This is a genomic window from Acinetobacter sp. SWAC5, assembly GCF_003419885.1.
Classification (GTDB): Bacteria; Pseudomonadota; Gammaproteobacteria; order Pseudomonadales; family Moraxellaceae; genus Acinetobacter; species Acinetobacter cumulans.
Genome location: NZ_QUWR01000001.1, coordinates 194,458 through 217,267 on the forward strand (window position 1 = coordinate 194,458; position 22,810 = coordinate 217,267).

Consider the following 22,810-nt stretch of genomic DNA (forward strand, 5'->3'; position numbering starts at 1 on the left):
ATTTTTAGGGTTTAAATATTTAATAAGAGGAGAGTTTCATGACATCAGTTGCAGTTTGGTTGAATAAAGAAGAGAACTCGTCAGATGTATGGGCTACTGCAGATAGTAGAATTACTCATCAAAATTCAGATGGAGGGATAGTAAGAAGTTTAGAGATTTTTCCTAAAATCTACGAACTTGAATTAAAAGTTACATTAGATCCAATGCGTATCAAATATGAGCGTGCTCATAGTCTAGGTATGGCTATAGCAGGTAACGTTCTACTAAGTATGGCTGTTAAAAATACTGCTGAATACTTATTTAAACACTTAAGTTTGATAGATTCACTAACTACTATCTTGGAACCAACTAACCTGAAACAAAAACTACCGCCAATCACTCATGTTGTTTATTTAATAAATAATATTGCTAAACAAGTAATGTATTCTCATGTAAAAAATACTGGCAATAGAAAAGAAAAATTTGAAATTTGTATTTTTGGATTTTGTCCTATTGAGGAAACTTATCAGGCTCATAATATCGTTTGTCAGACATTATCTGATACTGAATACAATGCATTGTCAGAAGATTTTGAGTGTTTCGATAATTTTATCGAAAGAACGATTTTTGATTTAGATTCAGAAGAACTGCAATATATTTTACTTGGTGATCGCAAGGATAATATTAATCAATTAATACAGCATGAGATACAAATACAACGATCAGAAAACCAATCTATTTATCGTACTCCGATGCGAGTTATGCAAAAAATTGTCGATGGTGAAGAATATTTTACTACTATTGGAAGTTATGCTCAGCATGCTATAGCGAATAAATATTTTGTTAGAGTTGGGGGTGGAGTTACTCCTGAAACAGGAATTTCATATTTTGGTTATCGTTTAGGTGGAGTAGATCATCAGGGAAATTATACAATGCCATTAATGGGGGAATGTATTATTACACCTCCGGCAATGTGTTTTTAATACAAAAACCCGCTCTAAAGCGGGTTTTCTTTTAGAAAATAATTAGATTAACCAATCAATTTCTTCATCAATTCATTCACTTGCGCAGGGTTAGCTTTACCTTTCGCTGCTTTCATCACTTGACCAACTAGACCGTTGAAAGCTTTCTCTTTACCAGATTTAAACTCTTCAACCATCTTTTCGTTAGCAGCAAGCACATCTTTAATAATCGCTTCAATTGCGCCTGTATCAGTTTCCTGTTTCAAGCCTTTTTCCGCAATAATCTCGTCTGCAGTTTTGCCTTCTTCCCACATAAAGCCGAATACTTGCTTCGCAATCTTACCGTTAATCGTGTTATCCACAATACGTGCAATCATGCCGCCAAGTTTTTCTGCTGTTACAGGAGCATCTGCTAGTTCTAGGCTCGCTTTGTTTAAAGCACCAGAGAATTCGCCCATCACCCAGTTCGCAGCCACTTTACCTTGCGCAGCACCGCCAGCAGCTTTTACTACGTCTTCGTAAAACTCTGACATTTCACGAGTAAGCGTAAGCACGTGAGCATCGTACTCAGTCACGCCAAAGTCAGCGACAAAACGTTCACGACGTGCCGCAGGCAACTCAGGAAGGGCAGCACGTGCTGCTTCAATTTGCGCATCTGCAATGATCACAGGCAACAAGTCAGGGTCTGGGAAGTAGCGATAATCGTTCGCTTCTTCTTTCGAGCGCATTGAACGCGTTTCCATCTTCACCGGGTCAAACAAACGTGTTTCCTGATCAATGGTGCCATCCCATTCCAAAATTTCCATTTGACGTTCAATTTCAACATTGATCGCTTGTTCAATGAAACGGAATGAGTTCAGGTTTTTCAATTCACAACGTGTACCGAAAGGTTGCCCCGGACGACGTAATGACACGTTACAGTCAGCACGGAATGAGCCTTCTGCCATATTACCGTCAGAAATACCTAACCAACGTACAAGCGTGTGAATCGCTTTGATGTAAGCAACCGCTTCTTCAACCGAACGCATATCGGGTTCAGATACGATTTCAAGCAAAGGCGTGCCTGCACGGTTGAGGTCAATACCTGACATGCCTTCAAACTGATCGTGAATCGACTTACCAGCATCTTCTTCAAGGTGTGCACGGGTTACACCAATGCGTTTGGTCGTGCCATCTTCAAGTTGGATGTCGATATGACCCAAACCGACAATTGGGTTGTCCATCTGGCTAATTTGGTAGCCTTTAGGCGAGTCAGGGTAGAAGTAGTTTTTACGTGCAAAGACAGAAGCTTGATCGATATAAGCATCAATCCCTAAACCGAAGCGAATCGCTAAATCTACCACTTCTTTATTTAAAACAGGCAGTACACCCGGCATGGCTAAATCAACAAGGCTGGCTTGTGTATTTGGGTCTTGACCAAACTCGGTGGATGAACCTGAGAAGATTTTAGAATTGGTTGCAAGTTGCGTGTGAATCTCAATACCAATCACGACTTCCCAACCATCAATCAGGTTTGATTTTGGTTTAGCAGTATTCTTCGCCATTATGCGTTCTCCTCAGCAATTGCAGCGCGTTGAGTATGCCAATTGGTCGCTTGTTGATACTGATGTACCACAGATAGCAGTTGTGATTCAGACCAGTAATTGCCAATTAATTGTAAACCCACAGGCAAGTGATCTTGGTCAAAACCAACAGGCGCACTAATTGCAGGTAAGCCCGCCAAGTTCACCGCGATGGTGTAAATATCGCCCAAATACATTTCAACAGGGTCTAAAGACGCGCCAATTTTATATGCAGTGGTTGGTGCAGTCGGTGCAGCAATTACATCTACCTGTTCAAAGGCTTTTAAGAAGTCTTGCTGAATTAAACGACGTACTTTTTGCGCTTTCACGTAGTAGGCATCGTAATAACCTGCAGAAAGGGCATAAGTACCAATCAAGATACGACGTTGTACTTCTGCACCAAAACCTTCAGAACGTGAGCGTTTGTAGAGGTCTAAAATATCTTGCGGATTTTCTGCACGGTAGCCATAACGCACACCATCGTAACGTGAAAGGTTAGATGATGCTTCTGCAGGCGCAATCAGGTAGTAAGTTGGCACGTAGCTTTCAGTCATGTTGAGGTCAATTTCAACAAGAACTGCGCCCAATTCTTCTAATTTTTTCAGTGATTCTTCAACACGTGCTTTAACTGCGGCATCTAAACCAGCCACATTGAAGTATTGTTTTGGAATACCAATACGTAAGCCTTTAACAGAAGTACCGTTAAGGTTCGCCACGTAGTTGTCGATGTCTTTTTCAACCGAAGTTGAATCTTTCGCATCATGACCTGCCATCACATTCATCAAATATGCACAGTCTTCAGCCGAACGCGCCATTGGGCCGCCTTGGTCTAAAGATGATGCGTATGCGATCATACCGAAGCGTGATACACGACCGTAAGTTGGTTTAAGACCAGTCAAACCACAGAAAGATGCAGGCTGACGGATTGAACCGCCTGTGTCTGTACCTGTGGCAAACGGTGCGAGGTCAGCTGCTACAGCCGCTGCAGAACCACCAGATGATCCCCCTGGTACATGGCTTAAGTTCCATGGGTTAGCAGTTGCGCCGTAGTATGAGTTTTCAGAGGTTGAACCCATGGCGAATTCGTCCATGTTCACTTTACCTAAAGTGACAAGGCCCGCAGCTTTACCTTTCGCTACAACGGTTGCGTCGTAAGGAGAGATAAAATTATCCAGCATTTTAGAACCAGCTGTGGTTTTAATGCCTTGGGTACAAAAGATGTCTTTGTGCGCAATTGGAACACCAGTCAAAACAGATGCAGTGCCCGCTTTGATGGTAGCATCAGCAGCATCGGCTTGAGCAAGTGCTTGTTCCGCAGTGACGGTCACGTATGATTTGACTTGAGCATCGATTTTTTCAATGCGTTTTAAATAATGTTCGGTCAATTCGCGTGAAGAAAATTTAGCGCCCGCCAAACCTTCAGACAATTCACGAATTGATAAGCGATGTAAATCTGTCATGAGAAATATTTCTTTACGTTTAATTTGAAACAATAGTGCGTTTGATCGGAAATTACTCAATTACGCGAGGTACAAGGTACAAGCCTTCTTGCACGCTTGGCGCAACTGCTTGATATTCATCGCGATGATTGCTTTCTGATACCACGTCTTGACGTAATGGTTGTGGATGATCAAATGGGCTCTTTAATGGTTCAACACCATCTGTATTGATACCTTTTAAGGTGTCCATCATGCCTAAAATTTTATTTAAACTTTGAGCATATTCAGCAGATTGCGTGTCATCTAGCGACAATCGAGCCAGATGGGCAATCGATGAAACTGTTTGTGCATTGAGATCTGCAGAATGCTGTGCATCCGTTGTAGACATAACATTACCTAATCAGTATTAAAAAAATTCAAAATATCGAGGCTTATAATAAGCGATTGACTTGTTCAAATCATCACATTTAGTTAAAGTTGCCACCTTGCGTCCATATAAAAGTTTAACTGAGAACGTCCCCGTGATTCTAAAACGACTAATTGGCTTGTTTTCGCCTGATCTAGCCATTGATTTAGGTACTGCAAATACACTTATTTATGCGCCAGGACGAGGCATTATATTAAATGAACCCACGGTTGTGGCTATTCGTCACAGTGGTTCACAAAAAATCGTTGCCGCAGTAGGTCTTGACGCGAAACAAATGCTAGGTCGTACACCAGCCAACATTTCTGCTATCCGTCCAATGAAAGATGGTGTGATTGCAGACTTTGAAGTGACTGAAACCATGCTGAACCAATTTATTGGCAAAGTGCATGAAAAACGTCTCTTCCCACCAGCGCCACGTGTTGTGGTATGTGTGCCATGCAAATCAACTTTGGTTGAACGTCGTGCTATTCGTGAAGCCGTGTATAACGCTGGCGCACGTGACGTACGTTTAATTGAAGAGCCAATGGCGGCTGCAATTGGTGCGGGCATGCCTGTAGAGCAAGCATGTGGTTCTATGGTGGTTGATGTGGGTGGTGGTACAACTGAAATTGCGATTATTTCGCTACAAGGTTGTGTATATGCAGATTCACTCCGTATCGGTGGTGATGTATTTGATGAGCAAATCATTAACTACGTGCGTAAAGCGCATGGTTGTGTGATTGGTGAAACCACTGCTGAAAATATTAAAAAAGAAGTGGGTATGGCATTGCCTGATGAAGGCCAAAAACCACTTGAGATTGAAGTTCGTGGCCGTAACTTGGCAGAGGGTGTACCTCGTGCGATTACAGTAACATCGGATGAAGTTACTCAAGCGATTTCTGATCCATTACAAAGCATTGTTTCAGCAGTAAAATCTGCTTTGGAACAAACGCCACCAGAGCTGTCTTCAGACATCGCTGAGCGCGGTATTGTGCTTACAGGTGGTGGTGCATTACTACGTAACCTAGACAAACTTCTTGCGAAAGAAACGGGCTTGCCTGTGGTGGTTGCTGAAGATCCTCTAACTTGTGTCACTCGTGGTGGTGGAAAAGTTCTAGATTTCTTTGATAATCCAAATCACGACATGTTATTTGTAGGCTAAGAAAAGGACTGGGCGGGTGCAAACTCAACTGTTTTCTAGACAACCGCCATCTTTTCGCTCATTTATCATTGCGGTAATTACGTGCTTGGTTGTGCTGTTCTTTGACTGGCGCATGCCACACGTAATTCAACCGGCCAGAGACGTCTTGTACGCGGCATATAATCCTATTTATGCCATGGCAAGCTATCCAGTGTTATCGCGAGAATGGCTCAACCAGCAAACCAAATCAGAAGCACAACTGCGCCGTGAAAACACTGCTATGCAGGCAGAGCTATTGCAGGCACAAGTGCGCTTGCAAAAGCTTTCTGAGCTTTCTGCAGAAAATACACGCTTGCGTGGTTTACTCGATACACCGCTTATTATTGATGGGCGTATGGAGATTGCAGAAGTGATTGGTACAGATGCTGACCCTCTACGTCATATTATTGTGATTAACCGCGGTTCAACCAGTCAACTGCGCGTTGGCCAAACCGTGCTTGATGATAAGGGCGTGATGGGGCAAATTATCAATGTCTATCCGCATAGTAGTCGTGTGATGTTGCTCTCTGATAAAGAACATTCTTTATCGGTACGGCTTGAACATACGGGTATGCGTGCAATTGTTACGGGTACAGGCGATTTAGGCCATTTAAAAATGGAATATGTACCAACCAGTGCCAACATCAAAGTAGGTGAAAAAGTGTATAGCTCAGGCTTAGGCACACATTTTCCAGCGGGCTATTTGGTGGGGACAGTGGCAAAAGTGAGCCGTCATAATTCAGGCGAGTTTGCTAAAATTGATGTGATACCTGCAGCCCAATTGGCAGGCGGACATCACGTTGTGGTTTTATTTTCAGATTCTTTAGCGATGGAGCAACCGAATGCTGATCGCTAAACAAAGTCCAAAAGTACAACGCGATCCTTTAATGGCCATTATTTTTTCGGTCATTTTAGGGTCGATTCTGATGGTATACCCTTTATCTTATGAGATCACGGGGTGGCGACCATTATTCATGTTGTTAATCATGCTCTTTTGGGTATTGTGTCAACCTACATGGTGTGGTATTTGGTTCGCTTTTGGCACAGGTTTATTTGCAGATTTACTTTTAGATTCCCCATTGGGGATGAATGCACTAAGTTTTGTACTTATTGCCTTTCTTTCACGGTTTTTAACCCGTGAACGCCGTGTACTGACGTTTAGCAATTTATGGATTATTAGTGCTTTGGCTGTTTTAGCGCACTTAACCATTGTTTGGCTGACGCAGGTCATGAGTGGTGTTCACTTTTCATTTGCGCGCCATTGGCAACCTTTGCTTACCAGCATTTTGTTTTGGCCTGTCATTTATTATTTTCTACATAAATGGCGCATCTAGTTCTTGCCTCAAGCTCGCCACGGCGCCGTGAATTGCTCACACAGCTCGGGCTTGCGTTCGATATTTTTAGCCCAGACATCGACGAGTCGGTTCGAGCACATGAACATGTTGCAGACTACGTCGAGCGTCTGTCGCTTCAAAAAGCTGAAGCTGTCCAAGCGCATTTTCCTGATTCCGTGATTATTGCTGCCGATACCAGTTTAGGGGTAGACGGTATAATTTTAGGCAAGCCTATATCTAAGCAACACGCATTTGAAATGTGGCAACAGATTTCTGGCCGCACCCATGATGTGTATTCTGGCGTTTGTGTACGTACAAAAGATAAAATTTACAGTATAGTAGTGCGTACACAGGTTGAATTTCAAACACTTACTGTGCAAGATATGGAAGACTATTGGGCAACGGTTGAACCTGTTGGCAAGGCGGGAGCCTATGCGATACAGGGAATAGCTGCGCGCTATATTCCCCGCATTGAAGGAAGCTATTCCAATGTGGTTGGCTTACCTTTGCACGAGACAGTAGAGTTATTAAAGACAGTTAAGGTACTAAATTAACTGCAATACAGAATTTTTATAATGTTTTGAGTCTTATTATGTCTGACGAATTGTTGATTAACGTCACACCGATGGAATGTCGTGTGGCTTTAATTGAAAATGGCACCGTCAATGAGCTATTTGTTGAGCGCACTGTTAAACGTGGATTGGTGGGCAATATTTATAAGGGAAAAGTGGTGCGTGTGCTTCCGGGTATGCAAGCTGCTTTTGTTGATATTGGTCTCTCACGTACAGCTTTTTTGCATATCAATGATATGGTTTGGCCACGTAATCAACCCACACCCAATGTCTTTGAATTACTCCAACCTGGGCAGATCCTGACGGTTCAAGTCATGAAAGATATGCTCGGTACCAAAGGCGCACGATTAAGCACAGACCTATCTATTCCTTCTCGCTACTTGGTCATGATGCCTTTTGGTAGTCATACAGGTGTATCACAGCGCATTGAGTCTGAAGAGGAGCGTGATCGCTTACGTGGCATTATCGAGCGTATTCAAGCCGAGCATAAGCTTCCTGGTTCAGTTATTGTGAGAACGGCAGCGGATGGTATTGAAGAAGCAGCCATTGCACAAGACATGGCTTATTTGGCCAAGCTGTGGGAATACATACAACGTAAGCAAAAAAGTATTGCAGTTCCATCGCTAATTTTTGAAGAGCTACCTTTACCACAGCGTGTTATACGTGATTTGGCCAACGAAAACACCGCTAAAATTCATGTCGATTCACGAGAAATTCACGGCAAACTCAAAGAGTTTGTAGACGTTTTTGTACCGAATATGCGCGATAGCCTCATGCACTATCCAGGTGAGCGTCCAATTTTCGACTTGTATAATGTTGAAGAAGATATTCAAAAAGCCTTACAGACGCGTGTGGCTTTAAAGTCGGGCGGTTATCTGATGATTGACCAGACCGAAGCAATGACCACCATTGATGTAAATACAGGCTCTTATGTCGGTGGTCGTTCACTGGAAGATACTGTTTTTAAAACCAATATGGAAGCAACACAAGTGATCGCCCGTCAATTAAGACTGCGTAACTTAGGTGGCATTATTATTATTGATTTTATTGACATGCAAGAAGCACAGCATCGTGAACAGGTGATGAGCCAGTTTGAAAAAATGCTCGAACGTGATCATGCCAAAACCAAAATTACCCAAGTCTCTGAACTGGGTTTGGTGGAAATGACACGTAAGCGCACACGTGAGTCATTAGAGCACTTGTTGTGTGAGTCCTGCCCAACTTGTCAGGGACGCGGTTATGTGAAAACTGCAGAGACAGTATGTTATGAAATATTTCGAGAAATCTTACGATATGCGCGTGCTTTTGAATCGCAAGGTGGCTTTACCGTGGTTGCACACCCGTCAGTGATTGACCGATTGTTAACAGCCGAAGCACCTGCAGTGGCCGATTTAGAGCACTTTATTAGTCGTGTAATCAAGTTTCAGGTGGAAAATCTGTATACGCAAGAGCAATACGATATCATTCTGAGTTGAAATTGTAACAGAATATCGTTAAACACTTGTTACATCTGAAATTTTACTTTTAATCTCAGATTTACAATACTAGACACATCGAATAGCCAAAGCCATTTCTCAATTGAGAGAGGGGAAATGGTTTAGCAAAGTGAGGTGTGTGATGGGTGTAAGTAAAGCAGTGATTGAAACGGGCTTAAAACATGTACTGGATGCAAAAAATATGCATACGGCTTACATCGTAGATGAGCGTGGTAATGAAGTACAAATTACAGCATCTATGATTCGTTCAGCTTGTCATGAATTATTAAAACAGTGTAGACACATTAAAAAATAAGGGGCATATAGAGCCCCTTATTTTTTTGTCATTTTGAAGTCTCAACCCTCAAGCTGAGGGGGAGTGAGATGATTTAAATTTGATTGCTAAGTTCTTTTAATGCGATCAGATTGGAGAATCTAACTGACCGCTTGCAACTTTGGGTGATTGGCATTCACAATTGCTTCAAAGGTTTGAATCTCATCTTCTAAATGGGTAAGTAAGTTCTGCATTTTAGGTAATGCATTACGACAAGCAGTTAAACCCACTTCCAATTTATCCATATAACTGGTCATTGTAATGTTCAGCGCTTGGCCATCCAAAATAATAGAAGCAGGATACAAGGCTTCTAAACGTGCACCATTCCAATACAAAGGCTCTTGAGGGCCTGGCACATTTGAAATAACAAGGTTAAACGCTTGACGTTTGGGCATAAGGCCAGACGCAATATTTAAGCCAGCAGCACCATAAATAAACGCACTATAGTTTAAAATTTGATTCGCATTCATGCGTTTAAAGCGTTGTTTGGCATTCAGCACACTGCGACGCACTATTTTTAAACGCTCTAGTGGATCATCTTTATGCGTACCCAAATTCGCTAAAATCATGGTGATACGGTTTGATGTTTCTGAGTCATCATCACGAATAGAAGCAGGGACCATAGCGATCAATGGTTTTTTCGGAAGTGCATTTTGATGAATTAAATATTCACGCAGTGCGCCTGAACAAATCGCCAGTACGGTATCGTTAATCGTCACACCCAATGCATTGGAAATATGACGCAAACGCGAAAACTCAAATGATTGTGCGGCAAAACGACGTGAAGAGCTGACACGCTGATTTAAAATAGAGCTCGGCGCTTGGAAGCTAGACACGTAGTCAGGATTGCGTCCCATGTCTTTCATGATGGTTTGAGACAGCTCGTAGGCAACACGTGGTGTGGCTTGTAGCTGGCTTTTTAGACCATCTAAAATACTTTTTGCCCGGCTGACTTTGGGCTGTTTTAAGCGTTTTGCACGCGGGCCTTCAACACACCAAGGCGGTACAATACTTTTAGTTGTTGGATCATGCGCAAGAGATTTTTGTACCAGACGCATACCTGCGATACCATCCACCATGGCGTGGTGAATCTTGAAATACATGGCAAAGCGGTTGCCTTCAATTCCTTCAATAATATGGCAGGTCCATAAAGGTTTAGCACGGTCGATGAGTGCGCTATGTTCTTGTGAGATATAAGTAAGTAATTCACGAATTCGACCAGGCTGTGGTAAGGCAATATGGCGAAAATGATGATCTAAATCAAATTCTTCATCTTCATCCCAAAAGAACCCATTCAATTTGTTATTAAAAGGTGGAATGGGAATCGACTTTGAGTTTCGAATATCTGAGACTAAATCTTGAATAAAAGATGCGACTGCGTTGTCTGGAATTTGAAATAAAAATAGACCGCCCACGTGCATGGGTTGTTGCCGTTTTTCCAAAGATAGAAAAATAAAGTCAATTGGGTGTAATGGACGCATAGGGGTGATTGCCTCATTGCAATATCTATGGGAACTCTTGTCTGAGTTACCTTGTTAGAATTATATGATTTCTTATGCAGTATAACGGGTTTAGCTTAAAAAAAAATGAAATTCTGTGCATTTATAAGGTGAAAAAAACCACTGCATGGGCAGTGGTTTTGATGGGCTTATTTTTTCATATTGCCTGCATGCAAACCGCATTCTTTATGCGTGGCATCTTCCCACCACCAACGACCTTCACGTTCGTGTTGGTTTGGAAGTACGGGGCGAGTGCAAGGCTCACAACCAATGGAGGTGAAGCCACGTTCATGCAATGGATTGTATGGAATTTCCATGAGACGGATATAATTCCAAACATCTGCGCTAGACCAGTTAGCTAATGGGTTATATTTGATGAGTTGCTTGCCAGGACCTGAAAAACCAGGGTCGGCTTGAACCACAGGAATTTCATTACGCGTACCTGGACTTTGGTCTTTACGTTGACCTGTAATCCAACCATCCAAAGTTGCTAGTTTTTTACGTAGTGGCTGTACTTTACGAATACCACAGCATTCTTTGTGGTCATCTTGATAAAAACTGAAAAAGCCTTTTTCGGACACAAGTTTTTGTACAGCTTCAGACTCTGGGAAGCAAATTTCAATATCAATTTTATAGTGTTTGCGCACGGTATCTAAAAATTGATAGGTCTCTGGGTGTAAGCGACCAGTATCTAGGCTAAAGACACGAAAAGGAATACCTAAATTAGATGCAAGATCAATAAGAACAACATCTTCTGCACCAGAAAAAGAAATCGCAATTTCGCCTTGTTGGCTCAGTGCAAGTTTCATAATTTCAGACGGAGATTTGTCTGCATATTCAGATGCAAGTGCATCTACAAGATTAATACTTGGGATTGTAGTCATGTGTGTCCTGGCAATAGGCTTGGAAACGGCAAACCTATATTAATTTATTTCACATCTATTTTAATAGAAATGCTAAAGATGACTTATTAATAAAAATTAGATTGATATGAAAAAAATAGAATTAATAAAGCTGAGCGTTCATATATAAACATCGGCTATGATAGATACAACTTTTAATAACTTTTTACAACACTGACATTTGGGAGAACCCATGGAAATCGTATGTCTAGATCTTGAGGGCGTGTTAGTTCCAGAAATTTGGATTAACTTTGCAAAAAAAACAGGGATTAAGGAGCTTGAGGCGACCACACGTGATATCCCAGACTACGATGTGCTAATGACACAACGTTTAAACATTCTTAAACAACATGGTTTAGGTTTAAACGACATTCAAGCGGTTATTGCAGATATGGGGCCATTTGAAGGTGCGAAAGAGTTTGTAGAATGGGTGCGTACGCATTTTCAACTCATTATTCTTTCTGACACATTCTATGAATTTGCTCATCCATTAATGAAACAATTGGGATGGCCAACGATTTTCTGTCATAAATTAGAAACTGACGAAAATGGCATGATCACTGCGTATAAACTGCGTCAGCCTGATCAAAAACGTAAAGCAGTACAAGCATTACATGGTTTGAACTTCCGTGTGATTGCGGCTGGTGACTCTTATAATGATACGACGATGCTAGGCGAAGCAGACAAAGGTTTCTTGTTTGATGCACCTGCAAACGTTATTGCAGAATTCCCGCAATTCCCACCAATTCATGGTTATGCAGCATTAAAACAAGCGATTCGTGAAGCATCGGTACGTGATATTCCTGAATAATCAAATGTGATTGTGAATTTAGCAATCAATAAGAGAAGGGCGCCAATGGCGCCCTTTCTTGTTTAATCCTAATTTGTAATGTCAATTAGAAGCGGTAACCAATTTTTAGACCGTATGCGATAGCATTGTTATCTGAAAAGCTACCTACATTTGGTGTAGTACCTGTTTTAGCTGTTGCATCACCTAGCCACATATATCGAATGCCAGCGTGAATGAAATAGTTTTCTTCAGGGCTATATTGACCACCTAAACCTACACCCCAATGCCCTTCGGTTGGTCCAAGTGTGGTTACAGGATTGCCAGCGCCTGTGTCATAGCTTACAAGTGCTGAACCTGCCCATTTTTCATTAAACTTACGACCTACACCAACATTCGCAGACCATTGATCTTTCGAGTAATCAAGAAGGTTTGCACCGCCAGAAGCTGTTTGTAAGTGTTTTGGAGTAATAGCAAATTGGCTCCATTCAACCCATCGAATATTAGCAAAGGCAATTGTATTAGCTGCAATACCAGTTTGAAGGTCAAGATTGACAGACTGAGGGGTTGTTGCATTGATTGGATTTGTAACCGTATTTAGACCTGTAAGCAATGATTTTTCTTTTGATGTAGCTTCATGCTCTATTTCTGAACGATAGGTTAATGCTGCTTTTAGTGCAATATCTGGAATTGAGTATGCGAAGCCTGCAACCCATCCCCATGCCTCTTGTGTGTCTATGTCAAGATTATAATTTAAGCCACCATACACTTTACCACGTAAGCGTACATTTGCTTCCACTGTTTGCCATGCTGGACCAGCATAGATATTCCAGTTTTCATTTGGTTGATAACCAATAAGAGCTGTAATATTTTCTGTTTTAACAGTTACAGCAGTACCTTCGTTATTTTGCTCAAAAATTTGATTTTCAATGCTGTATTGTGCATCTGCACCAAAAGGTTGGTCATATAATAAACCGAGCGAAATTTTATCTGTTAGTTGTACTTTTACTGCTGCACTAGGGAAGTAGTAGTCTTCCGCCATATCTGAGACATTACTTTTAAGAAAATTATCTTGCCCTTTAACGGTTGGGTCGATAACTGTAATCCCAGCTTCAGCATAATTTCCATTTTGCAAAAAGGCAGAAATAGATTGACCAGAGCGATCTAAACCAGCAGCAAAGATTGATGATGTTGGTAAAGCCGTGAGTAAAATAGCAAGGCTAAGGCGATTTAGTTTCATACATTTCCCTGTTTGTAACTTTTCATAGAAGTTCAATGAGGGAAAAGTAACACATAAAAAAAATGAGTAAATACTCAGATTTGCTCTAAAAATGAACTTATGCATGCATAGAAAAGGGTTGTCTAGAGTAAAAATACTATTTATGTGAACTTATCTAAATGATTTTGAATAAAAAAATAGAGTAATTATTTTAATTTTTAGCGTATGGAGGGTGGTGAACTGTTTGCTTATAGTTTGATCAATTAGAAGTTAAACGACTGCAGCGGACTGCAGTCATTTAAGAAATCGGCTGAATTAGAAGCGGTAGCCCATTTTTAGACCGTATGCCCAAGCATTGTTGTCTTCAAATTTAGCAACTGTAGCTGGCGTATTAAATTGAGCACCAGATTGTGCATCAGCATCGCCTAGCCAGAAGTATTTCACACCACCCGCAATAAAGTAGTTAGGTGCAGGGCTGAACTGTAAACCTAGACCAACGTTCCAGTAACCTTCTGTTGGGCCAAGAGTAGAAACTGGGTTGCCCGCACCAGTGTCATAACCTACAGACACGTTACCAGCCCATTTTTCATCAAACTTACGGCCAACACCTACAGTTGCAGAAATTTGATCATCAGAATATGCAACTAAGTCAAAACCATTAGTCTGACCCGCAACTAAGCCTGCTTTACTTAGAGCGGTAGCTAATTGTCCAAATTTATTAGGACGAATTGCAAAATCTTTCCAGTTGACCCAGCGTACATTTGCAAATGCAACTGTATCAGCCATGATACCAGTTTGGAAATCAAGGTTTACAGATTGCGGTGTAGTGATTTGAGTTGAACCATCTGTATATCCTGGAATAAGCGCAGCTGGTAAACCAATAACTGCTGGATTTACAATTGTTTCCTGAACATTCATGTTATGTTCAATTTCAGATCTATACGTAACAGAAGCTTTTAATGCAATTTCAGGAATTTGATATGCAAAACCAGCTAACCAACCAGCTGCTGAATCTTCTTTGATTTTTGCATCGTAAGCTGTAATAGCTGAAGCAGGTGCTGCTGTAGCACCATTGTATCCACCGAATACGCTGTAAGCTGCGCCACGTAATTTAACATTGCCTTTTACTGTTTGATAAACACCACCACCGTAGAAATTCCAGTTTTCTGTTGGTTGAAAACCGAAAATCGCGGAAATATTTTGTGTATCAACTTCAACACTTGTATTTCCTTGATATGGATTTGTAAAAGCAACTGACTGAGTATATTCAGCATCAGCGCCAAAAGGTTGGTCGTAAAGTAAACCAAAAGAAAAATTATCAGTTAACTGGAGCTTCAAAGCCGCACTTGGAAAATAATAGTCTCCAGCCATATCACCAGTGTTTTGACTACCTAATGTTGCATTCGTAGTACCAGAAACATTTGGATCAAGTACAGAAATACCTGCTTCGAAATAGTTGCCAGGTTGTAAAAAAGCTGAGATTGATTGGCCAGAACGGTCTAATGCTGCTGCAAATGCGCCCGCAGTTGGTAATGTTGCAAGTAATACTGCTGTTGATAGCATTTTCAATTTCATTCTTCATCTTTCCTTGAGGTGAAAATTCGTTCGGTTACTGCATTTTTATAAGTGACGATTGTTATATTTTATGGAGGATTTTCCTGCTTTTATGTTGCCTGGCTGTTTACTCCATGTAACAAAAATAGCATAAATTAAATAAGAGTAAATGCTCTAGAAATAAAAAAATGAATAATTTGTGATCTATTAGAGTTAATATTCTAAAATTTTAAAATACGGTTAAATTAAGCTGTTGTTATATAAAAATAAAGATGAATTTTGGAAATTTAATTTTTATTTAGTTGGTTGAAATATTAACTGTTTTTATTGTGTTGTATGTCACATAAATAAAGGCTCATGTTTTGTTAAGTGTTACATCTTTATTATGAGAAAAATAAATACAGTGATGACCTTAGCTAATTTTATTGAAAATTTAGTCCTCTAACGTTTGCTTTGAGCTGAAATAGATTGGACCTGAAGACATTGTGCTGAGAACTGAAAAATAAGCACAATCGTGTACACATTTAGAAATGAATGCGAATTGATTTTGAGTTGTACTTGTTTTACTTGGCAAAAGTGTAATTTGAAGTGAAATGGCTTAATGATTATAAAAAGACAGGATGGTGCGCTCTGCGGGACTTGAACCCACGCCGGTCGCTTAGGAGGCAACTGCTCTATCCAGTTAAGCTAAGAGCGCAAGGGCGACTTAATTTACTCTAATTTGAGATAAAAAAAAAGTTATTGCCGAAACAATAACTTTTTATTTTAAATCAATGTTGTAATTTATGCTTTTGATTTATTAAGTGATTTAAATAAACCAAACATAACCAGAATCCAAACTGGAATCATGTATACAGACTCTTTAAATCCTTGCGTCCACATAATGTAAAGAATAGTTGCAATAAACAATAAAACTACAAAGTTACTTACTGGAGCCCAAAGTGCAGGGAATTTGGTTTTTTCACCTATTTTTTTCATGTGTTGCATAAATTTGAAATGAGTCAATGAAATCATTGCCCAGTTCAATACCAGCGCACCCACAACAATATAAATTAAGTGACCTAAGGCATCTTCTGGTACGAAGTAGTTTAAAAGTACGCAACCAAAAATGAGCAGTGCAGAGAACAATACTGCTGGAATTGGCACGCCTTGGCGGTTTACTTTTAAGAATACTTTTGGCGCATTTCCTTGTTGTGCTAAACCAAATAACATACGGCTATTGGCATACATACCACTGTTATATACAGAAAGCGCGGCAGTTAAAATAATAAAGTTTAGTAAATGTGCAGCCCAGTTAATGCCCAGTTGACTAAAAATCATTACGAATGGACTTTTATCCAGACCACCTAAATCTAATTGATTCCATGGCACTAAAGACAAAAGAATAGTCAATGAGCCTACATAGAAAATCAGAATTCGGAAAACGACTTGGTTGATCGCTTTAGGAATGGTTTTTTCTGGGTTTTCTGCTTCAGCTGCAGCCATCCCGATCAGCTCAATACCGCCAAAGGCAAACATTAAGAATGCCAGCATGTAGAAGAGGCCATCAAATCCATTCGGGAAGAAACCACCGTGACTCCATAAATTAGAGAACGATGCAGTAGAGCCAGCATCTGCTGTCATAAGCAGGTACAAGCCGAATAGAATCATCGAAACGACAGCAGTAACTTTGACAATCGAGAGCCAAAATTCAGATTCGCCATAAAATTTTACATTGCCGAGATTGACCAGAGTAATCACAATGAAAAAGAATAAAACTGAAGCCCATGCAGGAATATGAGGCCACCAATAGTTAATATATTTAGCGACAGCAGTAAGCTCAGTCATGGCAACTAGGACGTACAAAATCCAATAGTTCCAACCTGCTAAAAAGCCTGGAAATTTCCCCCAGTATTTGTTTGCAAAATGACTGAAAGATCCCGCAACAGGTTCATGAACAATCATTTCCCCGAGTTGGCGCATAATTAAAAATGCAATCAGGCCGCCAATGGCATAGCCTAAAATAATAGAAGGTCCTGCAGACTGAATGACTTGGGCTGAACCCAAGAATAGGCCTGTACCGATCGCTCCGCCCATCGCGATGAGCTGGATATGACGGTTCTTTAAGCCGCGCTGCAGTTGTGAAGATTCGTTATTCAAAGTACTCACCCGACAATGGAGTAAGTGAAAGATTGTAATAGATTGAGAAGAAATAGCCTAGTAGCTCAAAATCTATAAAAAATATTTATCAATCGAATTGAAATTATTTAATTTGATTTTTCATATTAAAAATATATGAATCAATATATTAATTTTATTTGTTTAGAAGTGGTTATTAGAAATGTATAAGATTTGAAAATACAAATGCTGTTTTTTTATACTTAAGTCATGAGTTAGATAAAAGATTGACAAAAAAAGGTATGATTCTGAGTGCTCAAATAACGCTATTTGACTCAACAAATGATAAATATGAAGGACTGAATAAAAATGAGTTATGCACCGCAAATCCGTATTCCTGCAACTTATATGCGTGGTGGGACCAGTAAAGGTGTATTTTTTAAGCAAGATGACTTGCCAGAGGCTGCACAACACGCAGGATATATTCGAGATCAAATTCTATTACGTGTGATTGGCAGTCCAGATCCATACGCTAAACAAATTGATGGTATGGGCGGTGCAACTTCAAGTACCAGTAAAACGGTAATTTTATCTAAAAGTACACAACCAGATCATGATGTTGATTATTTATTTGGTCAGGTAGCTATTGATAAAGCCTTTGTCGATTGGAGTGGAAACTGCGGTAATTTAACTGCAGCTGTGGGGGCGTTTGCTATTTCAAATGGTTTGGTAGATAGCACACGTATTCCAAACGAGGGCATCTGTACAGTTCGTATTTGGCAGGCCAATATTCAAAAAACCATTATTGCGCATGTCCCAATGCATGATGGTCAGGTACAAGAGTCTGGGGACTTTGAACTTGATGGTGTGACTTTTCCAGCAGCTGAAGTGCAAATCGAATTTTTAGACCCTGCAGATGATGGTGAAGACGGTGGTGCTATGTTCCCAACGGGCAATGTCGTTGACGAGTTTGAAGTTCCAGACATTGGCACTTTTGAAGCGACGTTTATTAATGCGGGCATTCCCACGATTTTTATGAAAGCTGAAGCATTAGGTTATATTGGGACTGAATTACAAGACGATATAAACAGCGATGCCAATGCACTGGCTAAATTTGAGAAAATCCGTGCGTATGGTGCCAAATTTATGGGCTTGATTCAGGATGTATCAGAAGCAGCACAACGTCAGCATACCCCAAAAATCGCTTTTGTTTCAGCGCCTAAAGCTTATGTATCTTCAAGCGGTAAACAGCTTGAAACTGGCGATACAGATTTATTGGTTCGTGCACTATCAATGGGTAAATTACACCATGCCATGATGGGAACAGCAGCTGTTGCCATTGGTACGGCAGCTGCTGTACCAGGAACTTTAGTGAATTTGGCAGCAGGCGGTGGTGAACGTGAGGCTGTACGCTTTGGACATCCTTCAGGCACACTCCGTGTGGGTGCTCAGGCCGAATTGGTCGAAGGGCAGTGGGTGGTGAAAAAAGCAGTAATGAGCCGTAGTGCTCGTGTATTAATGGAAGGTTGGGTACGTATTCCTGCGGAAACCATCGCTTAAGTTGAATCATTAATATTTTTTAATCTCTAAAAGCCCTTGTATGTTTCAAGTACAGGGGCTTTTTTAATGTAAACAAGCGTGGCAATAGTTTTTATTGTTCAGTTAGGCTTGGAATGAATTTGAAAAGCATAAGCTTATATAAAAATAAAGCGAGCTTTAGCGGTTAGCATATTGAGGTTTAATGATTTGAATCACACGCTTTGATGCGATCATGGACGGTTAAATGCTAATTTAGCTGCAAGAAACATCAAGTTGCATAGAGAATAGCCCCAGAAAGCAGTATGATGCTGGCAACCAGATGCGATGCTTTGGCGCGACGACGTGCTGAACAGCATTTTAAAATAAAAGCTTAATCAGGTAATCGAGGTGAATGTGTCAACCTTAACTGACATTTCTGTGCATCCACTTAGTGAAGCACAGCAGCGAATTCAGCAGGATTTGTTAACAGCCTTAGATGCTTTTGCAATTCCAGAGCCTTTAAAAAGTGCAGTCCATCATGCGGTGATGTTGGGTGGCAAGCGTGTACGTCCAGCACTATGTTATGCAACAGCAGCGATTCAGCCGAATGCCAATGCTGCAGCAGTACGTCGTGCTGCGGTTGCCATAGAATTTATCCATTGCTATTCCTTGGCACATGATGATTTGCCTTGTATGGACAATGACCTATTACGTCGTGGCCAACCGACATGTCACGTGGCTTATGGTGAAGATACTGCATTGCTCGCTGGTGATATTTTACAATCAATGGCCTTTGAGATTTTGGGAAGTCGTTTGTTTGATCAAGGTCCTGCGGTTGAAGCCAGTATTGTGTTAAAGCAAATGCAAATACTTGCAACAGCTTCATCTAAAATGGTGAATGGGCAGGTGCTTGATTTACAGGCTGAAGGCAAACATGTTGATCAGCAAGCCTTGGAAAATATTCATACCAATAAAACAGGTGCACTTATTTCTGCTGCAGTTTTGATGGCGGCAGTGACGATTTTTGAAGGCACAGATATTGCCATTCCAAAGTTACGCGAGTTTGCCCAAGCCATTGGTTTAGCCTTTCAAGTGCAGGACGATATTTTAGATATTACTTCAGACACTGCAATATTAGGTAAAACCGCTGGTAAAGATCAGCAAGTGGATAAATCGACTTATCCTGCATTGATGGGGCTTGAAGCGGCACAGGCTTATGCATTGGAGTTGCATCATCAAGCAATGAATGCCTTGGCGCATTTTGATGAATCACAAGTTGCTGAACTGACCAACATTATGCAGTTTTTACTGACACGTAAAGCATAGGTCTGTATATCTAGTATGTAAAACTGATAGTTGAACAGCAATAAAAAAGAGGACATTCAGTCCTCTTTTTTATTGCACTACTTCAAGACTGTATTTATACGCTGTCTTTATAAAGCTGATCGGCTTGTTCAAAACGATCTGTGACATCTTTAGATGGAGCTTTGCCCATTAAGCTCACCACAACAATTGCGATTAATGAACAAATGAAGCCTGGAACAATTTCGTATAGGCCTGTATCACCCCATACATTTTTCCATACAATGACCATGACAGCACCCACAACCATGCCTGCAAGCGCGCCATTTAAGGTCATGCGTTTCCAGAACAGTGACAAAATAATTAGCGGGCCGAAAGCTGCACCAAAACCTGCCCAAGCGTATGCAACTAAACCTAAGACTTTAGATTCAGGATTACCTGCCATATAAATAGCCAATAGGGCAATTGCCAATACCATCAAGCGACCTACCCAAACCAGTTCTTTTTGAGAAGCATTTTTGCGCAGGAAGGCTTTATAAAAGTCTTCAGTTAAAGTACTTGAACATACTAAAAGCTGGCAACTTAAAGTACTCATCACAGCGGCTAAAATGGCTGCCAATACAATACCAGCAACCCAAGGGTTAAACAGAATTTTAGTGAGTTCCATAAATACTGTTTCAGGGTTGGTATTGACCACCGCAGCCAATTCAGGATGCTGTTGGAAATAAGCAATACCAAAGAAACCTGCTGCAACAGCACCACCAAGGCATAAAATCATCCAAGTCATGCCAATACGACGTGCATTTGGAATCGATTTTACAGAGTCTGCAGCCATGAAGCGGACTAGAATATGGGGTTGACCAAAATAGCCTAAGCCCCAAGCCAATAATGAAATAATGGCAACAAAACTTAAATTACCCAAGACATCTGTTGCATGTGGGCGTGCAGCATCCAGTGCAATACTAATTTGGCTCAAGTCTGAGAATGATAAAATTACAACCAATGGCGTGAGCAAGAGGGCAAAAATCATCAGCCCCGCTTGAATGGTGTCGGTCCAGCTCACCGCAAGGAAACCACCAATAATAACTGATGGTTGCAACAGCGCTAATCCATAAGGCCGTGCTATAAGAAATACCAAACATGCTTTCAAATAATCGAGCACCTGCCACCATGCCTGAAGCACAGTAAATAGCGAAAAAAATTAAAATGACAAAGGCCGAAACAATGCGCAAAATCTTCTTTTGGTCATTAAAGCGATTAGAGAAGTAATCTGGCAAGGTGAGGGCATTGTTTTGAACTTCTGTATGCACACGCAAGCGACCAGCCACTAAAAGCCAATTCAGCCAAGCACCAATAATGAGGCCAATGGCAATCCACATTTCAGATAGGCCAGAAAGATAGATAGCACCGGGTAGGCCCATGAGTAACCAACCACTCATGTCTGATGCACCCGCAGATAGCGCTGTGACAAAACTGCCTAAACGACGGCCACCTAAAATATAATCTGAGAAGTTGCTGGTCGCACGATAAGCCATCAGGCCAATCGCAATCATGGCGACAATATAAAAAAGAAACGTGATTAAGGTGGGGTCGAGGGAGCTCATACGATATCCGTTTTTTGAGTTGCGTAGTGCTTGGGAGGATGAAATAACAATAGGTAATTTCACAAGTCAAAAAGCTGTTGCTTGTGATGAACCCATATAAATAATTTCAAAAATAATGTGAAATTTAACCATAAATTAACGAAACATACAGAAATTTATAGTCAGAAATAAAAATAGACAGCATGAAAGCTGTCTATTGGATTAAAAATATTCAAAGTTTTATTGGCCGCGACCCATGATGCCACGAATGGTACTCATGACGTCCGCAGGTAAAACCACGGTTTTGGCATTATTGGATTTTGCCATATCTTGCATTGCTTTAACGTATTGTTCACCCAATAAATAAGCCACTGGAATTTCTTTTTCGCCTACCGCTGAAGTGACCAATTCAATTGCTTTTTGCGATGCTTGTGCCAAGACAACTTGCGCTTCTGCGTCACGGCGTGATGCTTCTAAACGACCATCTGCTTCTAAAATAGCAGCTTGTTTTTCACCATCGGCTTTGGTTACTGTCGCACGACGTTGACGTTCGGCAGCTGCTTGTTCTTCCATTGCAGCTTGCATGGTGTGTGATGGTTTAATATCTTGAATTTCAACTGTTTTAAGGGTAATACCCCAATCAGCGATGTCATCAGAGATACTGGCTTTTAGGCGTGCTTTAATATGATCACGTGAAGACAGGGCATCGTCTAAATCCATTTCGCCAACAATTGAACGCAATGATGTTTGTACGAGGTTTTGGATTGCCCAAGAGTAGTTTTCAATACCATACACCGCATTTACTGGTGTTGTAATATTAATATAAGCCACGGCATTCATGACCAATACGGCGTTGTCTCGGGTAATGACTTCTTGAGAAGGAATATCTAATACGATGTCTTTGGTGGTGACTTTATAAGCCACTTCATCAATGTAGGGAATGACAAAGTTAAGGCCAGGTTCAAGTACGGTATGGTATTTACCCAAACGCTGTACGATCCATTTATAGCCTTGAGGGACAATACGGACACCTTTAAAAATCGTAATGGCAACAAAGGCCAAAAAGGCTAAAACAACAATAGTAGCTCCGCTCATTCAAATACTCT

At 40.9% G+C, this 22,810-nt stretch carries 19 protein-coding genes, 1 tRNA gene and 1 pseudogene; 10 read left to right on the top strand and 11 right to left on the bottom strand.

The window, feature by feature from the left end:
* The first annotated feature begins 38 nt into the window (after positions 1 to 38).
* A complete protein-coding gene (locus DYI81_RS00885) occupies positions 39 to 962 on the top strand; it encodes a hypothetical protein (protein WP_117006450.1) in 924 nt (307 codons plus the stop codon).
* A gap of 47 nt (positions 963 to 1,009) precedes the next feature.
* Here the strand turns inward: DYI81_RS00885 and gatB are convergent, their stop codons facing one another.
* From gatB to gatC, 3 genes are read right to left on the bottom strand one after another with little or no spacing between them, the layout of a single operon-like run.
* A complete protein-coding gene (gene gatB / locus DYI81_RS00890; protein WP_117006451.1) occupies positions 1,010 to 2,485 on the bottom strand; it encodes an Asp-tRNA(Asn)/Glu-tRNA(Gln) amidotransferase subunit GatB in 1,476 nt (491 codons plus the stop codon).
* A complete protein-coding gene (gene gatA / locus DYI81_RS00895) occupies positions 2,485 to 3,963 on the bottom strand; it encodes an Asp-tRNA(Asn)/Glu-tRNA(Gln) amidotransferase subunit GatA (protein WP_117006452.1) in 1,479 nt (492 codons plus the stop codon). The genes gatB and gatA overlap by 1 nt, the downstream gene beginning before the upstream one ends.
* A gap of 52 nt (positions 3,964 to 4,015) precedes the next feature.
* Positions 4,016 to 4,330, bottom strand: a complete 315-nt coding sequence (gene gatC, locus DYI81_RS00900) for an Asp-tRNA(Asn)/Glu-tRNA(Gln) amidotransferase subunit GatC (RefSeq protein WP_106984448.1) — start codon at positions 4,328 to 4,330, stop codon at positions 4,016 to 4,018.
* 133 nt (positions 4,331 to 4,463) lie between these two features.
* Between gatC and DYI81_RS00905 the strand changes: the two genes are divergently transcribed.
* The 6 genes from DYI81_RS00905 (at position 4,464) to DYI81_RS17895 (ending at position 9,225) form a co-directional block, all read left to right on the top strand.
* Positions 4,464 to 5,510: a rod shape-determining protein gene (locus DYI81_RS00905; protein ID WP_106984553.1), complete on the top strand. Its 1,047-nt coding sequence runs from the start codon at positions 4,464 to 4,466 to the stop codon at positions 5,508 to 5,510.
* A gap of 16 nt (positions 5,511 to 5,526) precedes the next feature.
* Positions 5,527 to 6,384, top strand: a complete 858-nt coding sequence (gene mreC / locus DYI81_RS00910; RefSeq protein WP_117006453.1) for a rod shape-determining protein MreC — start codon at positions 5,527 to 5,529, stop codon at positions 6,382 to 6,384.
* A complete protein-coding gene (gene mreD / locus DYI81_RS00915) occupies positions 6,371 to 6,862 on the top strand; it encodes a rod shape-determining protein MreD (RefSeq protein ID WP_117006454.1) in 492 nt (163 codons plus the stop codon). The genes mreC and mreD overlap by 14 nt, the downstream gene beginning before the upstream one ends.
* Positions 6,850 to 7,416, top strand: coding sequence for a Maf family nucleotide pyrophosphatase (locus DYI81_RS00920; RefSeq protein ID WP_117006455.1), 567 nt, complete (start codon positions 6,850 to 6,852; stop codon positions 7,414 to 7,416). Before mreD ends, DYI81_RS00920 begins: the two co-directional genes overlap by 13 nt.
* Positions 7,417 to 7,454: 38 nt before the next feature.
* Positions 7,455 to 8,909, top strand: a complete 1,455-nt coding sequence (gene rng / locus DYI81_RS00925; RefSeq protein WP_117006456.1) for a ribonuclease G — start codon at positions 7,455 to 7,457, stop codon at positions 8,907 to 8,909.
* Positions 8,910 to 9,051: 142 nt separating this feature from the next.
* Entirely contained in the window at positions 9,052 to 9,225 is a 174-nt protein-coding gene (locus tag DYI81_RS17895) for a PA1571 family protein (RefSeq protein WP_165382474.1), read from the top strand.
* 119 nt (positions 9,226 to 9,344) lie between these two features.
* On the opposite strand, the gene DYI81_RS00930 is transcribed toward DYI81_RS17895, so the two are convergent.
* Both DYI81_RS00930 and DYI81_RS00935 read right to left on the bottom strand, forming a co-directional pair.
* Complete coding sequence (locus tag DYI81_RS00930) at positions 9,345 to 10,724, bottom strand: wax ester/triacylglycerol synthase family O-acyltransferase (RefSeq protein WP_117006457.1); 1,380 nt, start codon at positions 10,722 to 10,724, stop codon at positions 9,345 to 9,347.
* 167 nt (positions 10,725 to 10,891) lie between these two features.
* The gene (locus DYI81_RS00935) at positions 10,892 to 11,626 is read right to left on the bottom strand and encodes a phosphoadenylyl-sulfate reductase (protein ID WP_106984454.1); all 735 of its coding nucleotides are present in this window, start codon (positions 11,624 to 11,626) and stop codon (positions 10,892 to 10,894) included.
* A 211-nt stretch (positions 11,627 to 11,837) separates the two neighbouring features.
* Here DYI81_RS00935 and thrH point away from each other — a divergent pair, with 211 nt between their 5' ends.
* The gene (gene thrH, locus DYI81_RS00940; protein WP_106984455.1) at positions 11,838 to 12,455 is read left to right on the top strand and encodes a bifunctional phosphoserine phosphatase/homoserine phosphotransferase ThrH; all 618 of its coding nucleotides are present in this window, start codon (positions 11,838 to 11,840) and stop codon (positions 12,453 to 12,455) included.
* Positions 12,456 to 12,540: 85 nt separating this feature from the next.
* On the opposite strand, the gene DYI81_RS00945 is transcribed toward thrH, so the two are convergent.
* The 4 genes from DYI81_RS00945 to DYI81_RS00960 form a co-directional block, all read right to left on the bottom strand.
* Positions 12,541 to 13,671, bottom strand: a complete 1,131-nt coding sequence (locus tag DYI81_RS00945) for an outer membrane protein transport protein (protein ID WP_117006458.1) — start codon at positions 13,669 to 13,671, stop codon at positions 12,541 to 12,543.
* A gap of 294 nt (positions 13,672 to 13,965) precedes the next feature.
* A complete protein-coding gene (locus DYI81_RS00950) occupies positions 13,966 to 15,225 on the bottom strand; it encodes an outer membrane protein transport protein (RefSeq protein WP_117006459.1) in 1,260 nt (419 codons plus the stop codon).
* A gap of 600 nt (positions 15,226 to 15,825) precedes the next feature.
* Positions 15,826 to 15,901, bottom strand: a tRNA-Arg gene (locus tag DYI81_RS00955).
* Between the two features lie 86 nt (positions 15,902 to 15,987).
* Entirely contained in the window at positions 15,988 to 17,343 is a 1,356-nt protein-coding gene (locus DYI81_RS00960; RefSeq protein ID WP_117006460.1) for an amino acid permease, read from the bottom strand.
* Positions 17,344 to 17,670: 327 nt separating this feature from the next.
* Here DYI81_RS00960 and prpF point away from each other — a divergent pair, with 327 nt between their 5' ends.
* Both prpF and DYI81_RS00970 read left to right on the top strand, forming a co-directional pair.
* Positions 17,671 to 18,861 carry a 2-methylaconitate cis-trans isomerase PrpF gene (gene prpF / locus DYI81_RS00965; protein WP_117006461.1) on the top strand — a complete coding sequence of 397 codons (1,191 nt, stop codon included), beginning with the start codon at positions 17,671 to 17,673 and terminating at the stop codon, positions 18,859 to 18,861.
* A gap of 372 nt (positions 18,862 to 19,233) precedes the next feature.
* Entirely contained in the window at positions 19,234 to 20,145 is a 912-nt protein-coding gene (locus tag DYI81_RS00970; RefSeq protein WP_117006522.1) for a farnesyl diphosphate synthase, read from the top strand.
* 94 nt (positions 20,146 to 20,239) lie between these two features.
* Here the strand turns inward: DYI81_RS00970 and putP are convergent.
* Both putP and DYI81_RS00980 read right to left on the bottom strand, forming a co-directional pair.
* A pseudogene (putP, locus tag DYI81_RS00975) lies at positions 20,240 to 21,725 on the bottom strand (sodium/proline symporter PutP).
* A 219-nt stretch (positions 21,726 to 21,944) separates the two neighbouring features.
* Positions 21,945 to 22,799, bottom strand: a complete 855-nt coding sequence (locus DYI81_RS00980; protein ID WP_106984461.1) for an SPFH domain-containing protein — start codon at positions 22,797 to 22,799, stop codon at positions 21,945 to 21,947.
* Positions 22,800 to 22,810: the final 11 nt, after the last annotated feature.

What these genes read in the sequence shown, in the direction of transcription:
- DYI81_RS00885 (WP_117006450.1), top strand. Translation starts at nt 39, where the DNA reads ATGACATCAGTTGCAGTTTGGTTGAATAAAGAAGAGAACTCGTCAGAT.
- gatB (WP_117006451.1), bottom strand. Translation starts at nt 2,485, where the DNA reads ATGGCGAAGAATACTGCTAAACCAAAATCAAACCTGATTGATGGTTGG.
- gatA (WP_117006452.1), bottom strand. Translation starts at nt 3,963, where the DNA reads ATGACAGATTTACATCGCTTATCAATTCGTGAATTGTCTGAAGGTTTG.
- gatC (WP_106984448.1), bottom strand. Translation starts at nt 4,330, where the DNA reads ATGTCTACAACGGATGCACAGCATTCTGCAGATCTCAATGCACAAACA.
- mreD (WP_117006454.1), top strand. Translation starts at nt 6,371, where the DNA reads ATGCTGATCGCTAAACAAAGTCCAAAAGTACAACGCGATCCTTTAATG.
- DYI81_RS00920 (WP_117006455.1), top strand. Translation starts at nt 6,850, where the DNA reads ATGGCGCATCTAGTTCTTGCCTCAAGCTCGCCACGGCGCCGTGAATTG.
- rng (WP_117006456.1), top strand. Translation starts at nt 7,455, where the DNA reads ATGTCTGACGAATTGTTGATTAACGTCACACCGATGGAATGTCGTGTG.
- DYI81_RS17895 (WP_165382474.1), top strand. Translation starts at nt 9,052, where the DNA reads ATGGGTGTAAGTAAAGCAGTGATTGAAACGGGCTTAAAACATGTACTG.
- DYI81_RS00930 (WP_117006457.1), bottom strand. Translation starts at nt 10,724, where the DNA reads ATGCGTCCATTACACCCAATTGACTTTATTTTTCTATCTTTGGAAAAA.
- DYI81_RS00935 (WP_106984454.1), bottom strand. Translation starts at nt 11,626, where the DNA reads ATGACTACAATCCCAAGTATTAATCTTGTAGATGCACTTGCATCTGAA.
- thrH (WP_106984455.1), top strand. Translation starts at nt 11,838, where the DNA reads ATGGAAATCGTATGTCTAGATCTTGAGGGCGTGTTAGTTCCAGAAATT.
- DYI81_RS00945 (WP_117006458.1), bottom strand. Translation starts at nt 13,671, where the DNA reads ATGAAACTAAATCGCCTTAGCCTTGCTATTTTACTCACGGCTTTACCA.
- DYI81_RS00950 (WP_117006459.1), bottom strand. Translation starts at nt 15,225, where the DNA reads ATGAAATTGAAAATGCTATCAACAGCAGTATTACTTGCAACATTACCA.
- prpF (WP_117006461.1), top strand. Translation starts at nt 17,671, where the DNA reads ATGAGTTATGCACCGCAAATCCGTATTCCTGCAACTTATATGCGTGGT.
- DYI81_RS00980 (WP_106984461.1), bottom strand. Translation starts at nt 22,799, where the DNA reads ATGAGCGGAGCTACTATTGTTGTTTTAGCCTTTTTGGCCTTTGTTGCC.